This window comes from Pseudomonas sp. GW821-FHT02A11 (assembly GCF_059421985.1).
On sequence record NZ_JBWKWB010000010.1, the window covers coordinates 46912 to 60759 of the forward strand.

The window sequence follows — 13848 nt, forward strand, 5'->3', positions numbered from 1 at the left end:
GATCATTCCCCTCACTTCTGTGCTGCAATTCATGATTGTTGCCAATGTTTCAAGATGTAACAAATCCGACAAGCGGTCGTCGTCCGGTAATTGACGTCAAAGTAGTGGCTCTTTAGTATCGCCACCGCTCATTGATATCACTGTGCTATTGCAAGGACGCTTCGTGGATTCTTCTGTTTCGAAGGTCGGGCTGCTGTGTCTGCTGACCCTCATCGCTTGTTCAGTCAACGCCGCGCCCACCCCCGGCGATCAAGACCTGATCCGCGACCGCCAGGACCGCCTGCTGCAAGAGCAACAACGCCGCCTCGAAGAACTCAAGGATTTGCCCGGCAAGCAAGGCTCGCCGGTGCAACCCAGCGCACCCGCCGACAGCCGCTGCTTCACCATCACCACCATTGAACTCAAAGGCGCCGACTCACTTTTCGAGTCTGAGCGCAAACGTTTGACCCAGCCGTATCAGGGCCAATGCCTGGGCGTCTCGCAGCTCAACGAACTGTTGAAAGTCATCACCGATCTGTACATCGAGAAGGGCTTGGTCACCAGCCGCGCTTACCTGCCGCAACAGGATCTGTCGAAGGGGCAGCTGCAGGTGCTGGTCATCGAAGGTCGCCTTGAGAAGCTCAAAAGCGATGCCAACAGCGGCCTGAGTGATCGCGAGCTGGCCATGGCGTTTCCGGGGCGGGAAGGGCAGTTGGTCAACCTGCGCGAGATCGAGCAGATGGTTGATCAGCTCAACCGGTTGCCATCCAATCAGGCGCAAATGGAGCTGACCCCCGGCCAAGCCGTTGGCGGCAGTGACGTGCTGGTCAAGAACACCCCGCAGAAACCCTGGCGCGCGAGCCTGTCGCGCAACAACGATGGCCAGCGCAGCACCGGCGAACAGCAGTGGAATACCGGCCTTGAGTGGGACAGCCCGCTGGGTTTGGCCGATCAGCTGAGCCTGCGCGGCGGCCACGATGCAATGACCGATTCGGCGCACACCTCGCACAACGCTTCGCTGGCCTACACCCTGCCGTGGGGCTGGTGGAACTTCAGTTACAGCTACAGCGAAAGCGATTTTCGCTCTCAGGTGCAGGCCAACGGTTTCAACTTCAAGCAGAGCGGCGACAGCCAGACCCACCAGGTGCGCGCCGAGCGGGTCATCTATCGCGACGCGTTGAGCAAGACCTCGCTCAACGTCGGTCTGTCCAACCTGCGCACCAACAACTACATCGAAGACAGCCGCCTGGCGCTGAGCAGCAACCGCATCAGCGAAGTGCAGTACGGCATCAACCACGGGCGTCGTATCGGCGGGGCGTTTCTCAACGTCGACCTGGGCATGCAGCAGGGCATCAGCGCCTTCGGTGCCCAGGACAATAACCACCCCGGCCTTGGCGAGGCCGATGCGCGGTACCGCAAGTACACCGGCACGGTCAGCTACCTGCAGCCGTTCAAGCTGTTGGGCGAGAGCCTGACCTTCACCAGCCTGGCCACCGGGCAGCGCAGCGAAGACGTGCTGTTCAGCCCCCAGCGCATGAGCCTGGGCGGCTCGGCGTCGGTGCGCGGTTACAAGGATCAGTTCTTGTCCGGCGACAGCGGCGGCTACTGGCGCAACGAACTGCGCCTGACCCGCCCGGTGACCCTGGAATGGCTGCGCCCGGTGTTCGGCGATTATGGCACTGCCGTCGGTTACGACCAGGGCGTGATCCGCAACGATCGCTACAACGGCGACCAGCATGGGCGCTTGTCCAGCAACTCATTCGAATTTTTCGCCCGTGGCCAGCACGTCGCGGCGACCGCCACCTTTGCCCACTCTCTGGAGCGTCCGGCCGGCCTGATCGAGCGTGAATCGCCGATCTATTTCCGCCTGGACTTTTTCCTCTAACGTTTCGCCGGGATGCCTGACATGGACGTTCGTTTCTTCAACTTTCTTGCCCGCCAACCCTGCGCGACACTGATCGAGCGACCGTCGTTCTGCGGCCTGCCCAAGCGTGGCATCGCGCTGATTCTGGTGCAGGCGATGTTCTGGCAACCGCTGCTGGCCCAGGCCGATGGCATTGCCGTGAGCGGCACCACCAACACCACGCTGGGCCAGGCGGGCAACGGCGTGCCCATCGTCAACATCGCCGCGCCCAATGCCAGTGGGCTTTCCCACAACCAGTATCAGCAGTACAACGTCGGCACTCAGGGCGTGATCCTCAACAACGCCACCGACCGCACCCAGAGCACGCAGCTGGGCGGCATCATCCTCGGCAACCAGAACCTCAACGGCCGCGCCGCCAGTACCATCCTCAACGAAGTGACCGGCGCCAACGCCACGCAACTCAAGGGCTATACCGAAGTGGCCGGGCAGTCGGCCCATGTCATCGTCGCCAACCCCTACGGCATCAGCTGCAACGGCTGCGGCTTCATCAACACGCCGCAAGTGACCTTGACCACTGGCAAACCGGTGCTCGACAACGGCCGGCTCGATCACTTTCACGTCGACGGCGGCAGCGTCTCCATCGACGGCGCAGGGCTGAGCGCCGACAACGTCGACCAGTTCGACATCATCACCCGCAGCGCGAAAATCAACGCCGAGCTGCACGCCAAAAAACTCAATATCGTCACCGGTCGCAACGACGTCGACGTCCAGACCCTCAACGCCACGGCGCTGGCCGACGGCGGCAGCGAAAAACCGCAACTGGCCATCGACAGCTCGGCACTGGGCGGCATGTACGCTGGCGCGATTCGCCTGGTGGGCACCGAAGCCGGTGTCGGCGTGAAGCTCGCCAACCTGGCCGCCAGCGCAGGCGACATCCAGATCGACGCCAACGGCCAACTGGTCATGGCCCAGGTCGCGGCCAACGGCGCGGTCAACGTCAAGGCGGCCAGTGCCGATGTGCAGGGTGCGGTGTACGGCAACAGCGTCGACATGCAGACCCGCGACGCGCTAAACATCCAGCAGAACATCGCCGCACGTGATCGCATCAGCCTGAGCAGCAACGGCCAGCTGACCAACAACGCGATCGTGGAAGCGGGGGTGAACGCCGGCAACAGCCGCAACGCAGCGGGTGATGTGGCGCTGAATGCGCAGAACCTGCGCAACAACGGAACGGTGATTGCCAGCCGCGACCTGAGCGCCACCACGAGCCAGAGCCTCGACAACAGCGGCAGGCAGATCACTGCCGGGGGCAATCTGGCCCTGAACGTCCAAGCCACGCTGAACAACCAGAACGGCCTGATCAGCGCAGGCGGGGCAGGGCTGGTCAACGCCGATGTGGTGCTCAACAGCAACGGGCGCATCTCCAGCAAGCGCGACCTCAACGCCACCCTCACCACGTTGAACAACCAGAAAGGCGAAGTGGTCGCCCAAGGCACTCTGAACCTCAAGGGTAGCCAGCTCGACAACCGCGCGGGCGGCCTGGTGGGTTCGACAAAAGCGCTGAGCCTCGATGTTTCGGACATCGACAACCGCAGCGGCGAGCTCTCCAGCAGCGCCGATGTGCGCATCAAGGCCAGCCAGCTGAACAACAGCAGCGTTGGCAGGCTGCTGTCCGGCGGCGCCATGAACCTCAACATTGCCAATGTCTTCAACCAGGACAACGGTCTGATCTACGCAGGCAGCGCGTTGCGCCTCGACGGCGGGATGCTGAATAACAGCAGCGGTACGTTGTCTGGCCAGACCGATGTGAGCCTTAACCTCAGCGGTGACCTTAACAACGCCAGCGGCCTGCTCAGCAGCGAAGGCACGCTTAACGTCGCCGCCGAAACGCTGACCAACACCGCTGGCAAGGTGTCCAGTGCCGGTGCCTTGTCGGTCGCCACCCACGGTGCGGTGTTTAACCAGCAGGGTTCGATCGGCACCGACGGCACATTGGCGCTGACCAGTGCCAGCCTGGACAACCGTAATCAGGGCGCAATTTCCGGCAAGGGCGCGACGGTTGTCAGCACCGGCGCGTTCGACAATAGCCACAACGGCCAGCTCTCCAGCGCCGACAGCCTGAGCCTCAACGCAGCGCAGGTCACCAGCCAGGACGGGGGGCGCATCGCCGCTGCCAAGGCTGTGACAGCCAGCGTCACCGGCCTCGACCAACAAAATGGCGAGCTCTTCAGTAACGGCACGCTGACCCTCGACCTCAACCACGGCCAGCTCAACAATCAGAATGGCCTGATCAACGCGCCGGGCGCCTTGCTGTTGAAAAACCTTGCTGGCGTGAACAACCAGAACGGCGAAATTTCCAGCGCACTGGGTTTTGCGTTCAACGCCGACAGTCTCGATAACAGCAACGGCAAACTGCTGAGCGATCAGAGCTTGATAGTGCGCGTCGCCCACGCGTTGGCCAACGTCAACGGCGCAATTTCCGCAGCGGCCATCGATGCTGGCGCGGGAAGTCTCGACAACACCGACGGCCTGCTGAGCAGCCGTGGCGCGATGACCCTCGACGTCGACGACGTTCTGATCAACCGCAACGCCGCGCTGATCGCCGACGGCAAGTTGGTGCTCAGCGCCGCTAGCATCGATAACAGCCTCGGACAAATCGCCAGCAAGCAAGACCTCATCGCCAACATCGGTGGCCTGCAGCAACAGGGCGGCCAGTTCATAGCGCTGGGAAGCCTCAGCCTGACCGGCACCCGGCTCGACAACAGCCAAAACGGTTTGCTCAGCGCCAATGGCCTGCTGACGTTGAACGTCGCCAACATCGACAACCGAGGTGGCGAGGTATCCAGCCAGGACGCGATCAGCGTGACGGCGCAGCAGCTCGATAACAGCGATGCGGGGCGCGTGATCAGCCAGAAAAACCTGACCCTGGCGGTCGATCAACTCACCAACCGCAACAACGGCGTGCTGTCAGGCAAAACCGGCCTGAGCCTGGCCGGCACACGCCTGGATAACAGCGGCGGCAACCTGCTCAGCCTGCAAAACGTCGATCTAGGCCTGAGCGGCGACGTGCTGAACAACCTTGGCCTGCTCAGCAGCGAAGGCACGCTCAGTGTTCGCAGCGCCTCGCTGACCAACGACGGCGGGAGTCTGTCCAGTGCCGGGGCGTTAAGCATCGACAGCACCGGCGCCGTCAGCAGCAGAGGCGGCAAGCTGATCACTGATGGCGGCCTGACCCTCAACAGTGCCAGCCTGGACAACTCGCAAAACGGCAGCATCAGCGGCAAAGGCGCGGTGGCGATTCACACCGGCGATTTCGACAACAGCCACAACGGGCGCGTGACCAGTGCCGACAGCCTTGAGCTGAGCGCCGCACACCTCAGCAACAGCACCGGTGGCAGCATCGGCAGCAACAAGGCGCTGATCGCCAGCGTCAGCGGGCTCGATCAGCAAGGCGGCACACTGTTCAGCAACGCCAGCCTGACCCTGGATTTGAACCATGGCCAGCTCAACAACCAGAACGGCCTGATCAACGCCCCCGGCGCCTTGCTGCTGAAAAACCTCGCAGGCGTGAACAACCAGAACGGCGAAATCTCCAGCAGCCTGGGTTTCGATTTCAACGCCGACAGCCTCGACAACAGCAACGGCAAACTGCTCAGCAATCAGGCGCTGATCGTGCGCGTCGCTCAGGCCCTGACCAACGTGAAAGGCATGATTGCCGCCGCCAGCCTCGATGCACGCAGCGGCACCCTGGACAACAGCGCAGGCACCCTGACCAGTCGTGGCGACTTGACCCTCAACGTCGACGGCCTGTTGAGCAACAGCAATGACGGCCTGATCAATGCCGCGCAAACCCTCAGTCTGAAAGCGTCCGGCATCAATAACGTCGCTGGCACGCTGTTGGGCGCCACTGCGCTGAACCTCGACCTGAACGGCGCAGACCTCGACAACAGAGACGGTCTGATCACCACCCAGAATCCCCTGACGATCAGCCACCTGCGCGACCTGAAAAACGCTGGTGGTGAAATCTCCAGCAGCCAGAGCATCAGCCTCACAGGCCGCACGCTGGACAACAGCAACGGCAAGCTGATCAGCAATCAGCAGCTCACCCTCAATGCCGATTCGCTGCTCAACCAACTCGGCCTGATCTCCGGCTGGGAAGGGCTCGACGTCAGCGGCGGCAGCCTCGACAACCGCAATGGCGGCACGCTGTCGAGCCGTAATGGCAACGTCGGTGTTGAACTCACGGGCGCCTTGCTCAATGCGGGCAACGGCGCGGTGGTCAGCCAGAAGGCACTGACCGTTAACGCATCCAGCGTCGATAACCGGGGCGGGATTTTGTCCAGCGGAGCAGGGCAGACCTACACCGTCAGCGGCTTGCTGGACAACGACCAGAACGGCCTGATCGACAGTGGCGCCGCCTTGACGGTCACCGCCGCGCAACTGGGTAACGCGGCTGGCACGATCAACGCGCAACAGGCCCTGAGTTTCACCGGCGCCGATCTGGACAACAGCGCTGGCAGCATCGCCAGCAACGCCGGTGTCACCCTTGACCTGCTCGGCAACCTGACCAACACACACGGCAAGCTCGCCAGTGCGGGTGATCTGCTGATCAGTCGTGCTACGCAGATCAACAACCAGGGCGGTCAACTCGCCAGCCAGCAGGCCATGACCCTGTTCACTGGCGGCCTGGACAACAGTAACGCAGGCACTGTCGCCGCCAATGCCCCACTGCTGCTGACCGCCAGCGGCGCGATCCAGAACGCCAACGACGGCCTGATCTACAGCAAAAATGCCGGCCTCACAGTGCAGGCCGCGAGCCTCGCCAACAGCCGGGGCACGCTGCAAAGCCAAGGCGCACTGAACCTGACCATCAGCGGCGACATCGACAGCCAGACCGGCAAGATCATCGCTCAGGGCGGCGATCTCAACCTCACCGCCAACAACGTCGACAACCGTGGCGGCGTGCTCTCCAGTCTGCAAAACGCCTTCACCGCGCGCATCACCGGCGTGCTGAAAAACGGCTACGACGTTAATCACCAGGGCGGCATCACCCAGGCGCAACGCCTCGACATTCGCGCCCTGGCGGGCATCGACAACTACGGCGGTCGCCTCTCCGCGCAGACCGGTGACGCGCTGATCAACACCGGTAGCGGCAACTTTGACAACCGCAACGGCGGCCTGTACGCCAAGCAAAAAATCAACGTCACCGGCAACAGTTTCGATAACAGCGGCGACAACGACGGCCAGATCGCCGGGGAGCAAATCGACCTGAATTTGAGCGGCGCGCTGAACAACCGTCTGGGCATCATCGAAAGCGACAGCACCCTCAACATCAGCGCTGCCAGCCTCGACAACCAGACCGGCAAACTGAGGGCTCTGGGCACCAACGGCACGACGAACTTCCAGATTGGCGGCCTGTTTGATAACCGCAACGGCACCCTGGAAACCGCGAACACTGACCTGAACCTCGGTGTAGGCAGTCTGCTTAACAGCGGCGGCACTGTATTGCACGTGGGTAATGGCAACTTCGGTGTTTCCACGGCCAACATCATGAGCGCCGGGGGTAGCTTCATCAGCCGGGGTGCACTGACCCTTAACGCTGACAGCTGGACAAACAATGGCGTCATTCAGGCCAGCACGCTCAAGGTCAACGTTACTAACTTCACGCAGACAGCGACCGGGCAATTGCTCGCATCGAGCGCCTTTGTCGGCACGGGCGGGAACTGGATCAACGATGGTGTCATCGCCAGTGACGGAACGCTGACCCTGACCCTGGGTGGCGGCTACAGCGGCAACGGACGAGCCAGCAGCCTTGGCACCCTGGCCCTCACAGCCAGTCAGCTGGCCATGGGCAGCGCTGCCAGCATTGCCGGTGGTGCACGCACCGACCTCAACATTTCAGGTTCGGCGACCAGCTATGGGCACATCACCTCAGGCACCGACCTGATCGTGAACGCGGGTGGTCTCGCGAACTACGGCACGTTGGGCGCGGCTCAGGCTCTCACTGTGACCACACCTGCGCTGAGCAACCAGGGGCTTATCTTCAGCGGCACGGACATGCAGCTGAACACTGCCACGCTGACCAACCTCAAGGGCGACTTCTACAGCCTGCGCAACCTCACCGTGGGCGGGTATGGCACGGCGCGCGCCAATCAGGTCTCGAATATCTCCGGTTCGATGGAGAGCGGCGGCGCATTCACAATCAACGCAACAGCGTTCGAAAACCGTACCGAGGGCTCGGACGGGACACAAAATTTTGCAGTCGGGCGCACACTCGTCAAAGGTTTCATCGCCGTGCAGTGCCTCGATTGCAGCGGCGATCACTACGAGGTCAATTACATCGCCCGGGAGACCTTCGACGCCGGGCAGGACAGCGATACCACTTCTTCTGCGCTGTTGACTGCCGGGAGCAATTTCACCTTCACCGGCAGCACCTTTCTCAACAGCAAAAGCATCGTCAGCGCAGGCGGCAATATTTCGATCCAGGCCGACACGGTCAAAAACATCGGTGCGGTGAGCGGCACGGTCGAGCGTACGCGAACGTACTACCAGGGCGGAGCCATCACGGGGCAGGACGTTACTGACGGCACGGTCAAGCGATTCATGCCGACTATTGACGCCTACAACCAACGTAACAACCCAGATTTCCCCAATGTCTACTACGTCAATGCCAACGGCGACCTGGCATTGGGTGTCCCTTATTCCGCAATCTATACCGAGCGCGGCGGTAAAGGTGAGCGTGAAGACCACCAATACATCGGCGTGAAGGACGCTGCAACCGGCGAAGTCGTCGGAAGCTACCGTTATCCGGCGACCCTTGTTGGTTATGCTTGGGGCGGTTTTCCAGCATCACAATACAACGCTTCAAACCTTGCACAGCTGCCATCGGAGCTTGCAGGGCTGGCACTGATCAGCGATGTAGAAGTCGCCAAAGACGGCACCGGCAGCGCAGGCCGCAGTGCAGTGATTCAGGCGGCCGGCAATGTGTCCATCACCGCTACCAAAGATCTGCAAAACAGCGTCATCCACGAAGACTACGCGTCTGCAGCGGGTACCAATAAGGTCGCCGACACACGCGCAAGCGGAACAGGCAGCACGGTTGTGGTTCGACTGAACGCACAGCTGCCACCTGATCTGGCTCAACAGCAGGTCGACCCAACAAGCCTTCCAGGCTTTAGTCTTCCGGCTGGGCAGAACGGACTGTTTCGTCTTAGCGCAGAGGGCGGTACCCAAGCCAGCGCTTCCCCTCAGAATTGGAGCCTTGGCAACGCTAGTGTCACCGCGACGCAGCGCGACCAAGTCTTGCCCGGCATCTCATCCCGAGACGTACTGGTAGCCGATGCCAGTGCACCGACCGCGACGGGGCAATCGCTGACCGTTGCAGATCGTCAGAATGCGGGTGTGAGCGCCAGCGTCAGCGCTGTCAACGTCGATAACAATCCGCAAGGACTGACGCGCGTTCAAGGCTTGCCAAGCTCTGCTGCCAATCCAAGCACCGGCAAATACCTCATCGAAACCAACCCCGTGCTCACCGACCTCAAGCAGTTCATGAGCTCGGACTACATGCTCTCGGCGTTGGGCTACGACCCTGACTTGGCGCAGAAGCGCCTCGGCGACGGCCTTTACGAGCAACGTCTAGTACAACAGGCCATCACCGCACGCACCGGCCAGGCCTTCATCGATGGACAGACCTCCAACGAGGATCAGTTCAAGTACCTGATGAACAACGCCATCGCCAGCAAGGACGCGCTGAACCTGTCCGTTGGCGTCTCGCTAACCTCTCAGCAAGTCGCTGCGCTGACCCACGACATCGTCTGGCTCGAAGAGCACGAAGTGAATGGCGAAAAAGTGCTGGTGCCCGTGTTGTATCTCGCCCAGGCCGACAACCGCCTGGCACCCAATGGCGCACTGATCGCCGGCAACGACGTCACCCTCATCGCAGGCGAAAATCTCGACAACGTTGGCACCCTCAAAGCCACCAACAATCTGTCGGCCACCGCAGGCAAGGATTTGGTCAACAGCGGCCTGATGCAGGCGGGCAACCGTCTGGATGCACTGGCAGGCAACGACATCACCAACAAGACGGGCGGCGTCATCGCCGGTCGCGACGTCACCGTGACCGCCATTGGAGGTGACGTCACCAACGAACGCACCATCACCTCGCTCGACAGCAGTACACGCGGCCAACTGCACAAGGACTATGCAGACAACGCTGCACGCATTGAGGCAGCAAATGACCTGAGCGTTTCCGCAGGTCGAGACATCAACAACATCGGCAGTGCGCTGCAGAGCGGACGTGACTTGACCCTGAATGCTGGACGTGACGTCAACACGGTCTCCAGCCAGGTGGTCAACAGCCTGGTGCTGGACAGCAAGCACACCAGCAGCGACGTCACCCAGACCACCTCAACCCTCAGCGCAGGCCGAGATCTATCGGTGCAGGCGGGACGCGACGTCAACGCCATCGCCACGCAGATCGACGCCAAGCGTGACATCGCCATTGCCGCGACCGAGAACGTCACCATCGCCTCGGCGGCCGATGAAGATCACTTCCTGTCCAAGAGCAAGAAGCTAACGATCCAGGAAGACCACGTCAGCCAAGTCTCGACCGAGATCAGCGCAGGCGGCAGCGTCGCCGTCAGCGCCGGGCAGAATCTTGCCGTCATCTCAAGCCGCATCACCGCAGGCGACGAGGCCTACCTGGTAGCGGGCGACAAGCTCGACATCCTCGCCGCACAGGACAGCGACTACTCGCTTTACGACAAGAAGAAAAAGGGCTCATTCGGCGCCAAGAAAACCAAACGCGATGAGGTGACTCAGGTCACCAACATCGGCAGCGAGATCACCTCGGGCGGCAACATGATGCTGGTCAGCGGAGGCGATCAGCACTACCAGGTGGCCAAGCTGGAGAGTGGTAAAGACCTGACTCTCGATAGTGGTGGTGCAATCACTTTTGAAGGTGTGAAAGATCTTCATCAGGAAAGTCATGAGAAGAGCAACACGAGCCTCGCGTGGACATCCATGTCCGGGAAAGGCACGACCGATGAGACCTTGCGTCAGAGTGAATTGGTCGCCAAAGGTAACTTGGCGATTCACGCGGTGGACGGTCTGCATATCGATGTGAAGCAGGTTAATCAGCAGACCGTCAGCGAAGCCATTGATGCGATGGTTACTGCAAGCCCTGATTTGGCTTGGCTGAAGGACGCCGAGAAGAGGGGGGATGTCGACTGGAGGATGGTGCAAGAGATTCACCAGTCTTTCAAATACTCGCATTCAGGACTGGGGGCTGGAGCTCAGTTGGTGCTGGCCATTTTGCTCGCTGCTTTAACGGGTGGTGCGGGCGCCGGGTTGATTGGGGCCACCGCAGGTACGTTCAGTGCTGGCTTGGCGAACGCTGTGGTAGTGAGTCTGGAGGTTACCGCAGCTAACAGTGCAATCAGTAACAAAGGCAACCTTGGCGCGGTCGTCAAGGACACTTTCAGCAAAGGAAGCTTGCAAAGCGCGGCGGTATCCGGACTTACAGCCGGCTTCATCAATTACGCGAGTTCGAACTGGTTTGGCGCCAGCATGGACTCCGCGACCGGCAAAATAACAGGGCCTAGTGTGGTACCTAGCCTTATGGATCCGGCGGCATTGGCCAGGTTTAGCGCAATTCAGCTGGCAGGCGGCGCAGTAAACGGTGCGCTCAACGAGGCGTTGGGCACTGGCACTTTCAAAGATTCGATGATGGGGAGTGTGTTCACTGTACTGCAAGCCACTGCATTTAATGGCGTAGGTGACATCGGCAAGAAGTTTGACCTGCCAGAGAGTGGTGCCTACAAAATTGCCCTACACGCTGTCGTCGGCGGACTTCTCTCCGAGGTAATGGGGGGAGATTTCAAAACCGGCGCTGCCGCTGCGGGTGCAAACGAGGCGTTAATTGAATACCTAGACAAAAGCGAGTTTCTTAAGGGCGCCGATGCGACCGATCATGACCGTATGGTGAACGCTGCGTCTAAGTTGGTAGGCCTGTTCGCCGCTGCCGCTGTAGGTGGAGACATATCGAAGGGCTCGGAGATTGCTGGCAACGCCCAATCGTACAATCGCCAGCTTCATACCTTTGAAAAGAAAATGTTGGCTGCGCAAGCCGCCAAACTGGATGAACAGGGCAAGAGTAACTCTGGTATTTCGTGGGAAGCCCTGCTCAACCTCGAAGCAGGAGCGGACATTGATGCAACCGCTGCCGCTCAGCTCAAGGCGATCCTGGACACTGGAGCAGATGTAAACCCTGAAAAGCAGCGTTTGCTGGACGATATGGCCGTTGCTGAGGAAGTAGTCACCCAGCTCAAAAACCAAAAGATCCAACTGACTTGGTCGGACGGAACGCCGATCGTTGCGAAAGGAGATGCAGTTTACGCGTTTTCGGCGACCGCTGCGCAGTACAAGGATTCAACGTTATTCAACAGCAATCTCGGGAACGCGACCTCTGGGGATGACTTTGGTGCTATCCCGGTTGAGTGGGCAAACCAATTTGGCCCGGCGGCTGCACTTCAGCATCAAAGTGAAATCGGCTCTATCAGTACGTCTAACTGGCAGAATCAGAACGCCTATCAGCAGATTACCACGATCCTTGGTGGCGGGATTGTGCCGCTGTTGAGTGAGAAGGATATTCTGCTGATGGCAGCGACTGGCCTAGGAGGCTCGGCGGCCAAAGGTTTTATGGCCTATATGGCCGAGCGGCGCGCTGCGGGATTGGTGGGGGAGGGTGCTGAGGATATACTCGCAACAGGAGCAAAAGACGTAGGAAAAGCAGCTGATTCAGCTTTGAAACCTACAATCGATTTGTTTGGTGGGAAAAATTCGCAGACACCGGGAGCCTTAAACGTTGATATAAGTGCGGATATTCAGTCTGGTATTCGTGCGGATGCAAGGCAGCTACCTTTTAAAGACGGCTCAGTGGGAGAGATTGTTGCTAGCAACCCATTCATTCCAAAAGAAGCGGGAGGCACCTTCTCTATGATGGATTATTTGCCGGAAGCAACTCGGGTGGTTGAGCCAGGTGGGAAGATTTTCATCAACGCGAACGCCGCAAACCCTTACGGAAAGCTTCCCAGTGCGTCTGATCTTGAGTTTTTGGGAGTGAGAGTTATACAGGACGGCCCACTGGACTCTCGGTTTTCAGGGCAGACCTTCCTTCGTACAGATGGAAGCGTTATTACAAATCTGGACAGTATGAAAACGATCGTTTTGGAGAAAATAAAATGAGAGTTTCAATAGATTTTGAAGCCCTGGTTACATTTGATTGCATCTACGGAGGGTGGAGCGTTGCAGGGGATTCGCTTCGGGTATTTGTTGAAAAGGGTCTAGTCCTGCCATATTGTAGGCTTGAAAATGATTTTGATGGTGTCGCGCTTACTAAATGCGAGAAAAGTGAAAGTGCTCGTGCTGAAAATATATTTCCCGTGCATTATATTTACGATGCTGCAAGGCAGGCTGAATATGATGAATGGGAATCTGTAGACGGGCTTTTGAGGGCTCGTAGTCAAGGTGGGGAATGGGTGCAGTATATAAGTAAATCTGAAAGTATATATGCTATGAATGAGTTTGTTGGTGGGTGTTGGTTTGTCTTTTCAGGTGTTTCTTTTTCAAAAAGTACAGTTGTTGAATACGCAGAGGACAGAAAAAACTCCACAGGGCTCAAAGTAATTCAAGAACTTAATTCGCCATGTTTTTTGAGCATGTCTTGTGAAAAATACCACTTGGAGGGTGCTCTCAATGCCCCGCCTTTTCCTGGCTGGATGTCTTGGGAGATTCATGCTAATTCATTTTATATAGAGATTCCTAATTAATCTTTTGCGTTGATACAAAACAAATGGTAACGATGCCGAAAACATAGATGATCTTGCTATTCGCGGCTTAAGTGCATCCTCAAACCCACTCAAGTGAAACAGTTTTTTGTGGTTTTAAGGTCAGCTTAAGTGCAGACGACATCACCGCTATAAATTTAGTTGACTTTCGATGAGGCT

Annotated in this window: 3 protein-coding genes; all 3 read left to right on the forward strand. The window is 59.1% G+C overall.

The features are described from left to right. The first annotated feature begins 163 nt into the window (after positions 1–163). From AC07V9_RS16050 to AC07V9_RS16060, 3 genes are read left to right on the forward strand one after another with little or no spacing between them, the layout of a single operon-like run. Positions 164–1864, forward strand: coding sequence for a ShlB/FhaC/HecB family hemolysin secretion/activation protein (locus tag AC07V9_RS16050; protein WP_495016656.1), 1701 nt, complete (start codon positions 164–166; stop codon positions 1862–1864). Between the two features lie 21 nt (positions 1865–1885). Then, a complete protein-coding gene (locus AC07V9_RS16055) occupies positions 1886–13087 on the forward strand; it encodes a two-partner secretion domain-containing protein (protein WP_495016657.1) in 11202 nt (3733 codons plus the stop codon). Beyond that, positions 13084–13671, forward strand: coding sequence for a hypothetical protein (locus tag AC07V9_RS16060; RefSeq protein ID WP_495016658.1), 588 nt, complete (start codon positions 13084–13086; stop codon positions 13669–13671). The genes AC07V9_RS16055 and AC07V9_RS16060 overlap by 4 nt, the downstream gene beginning before the upstream one ends. Positions 13672–13848: the final 177 nt, after the last annotated feature.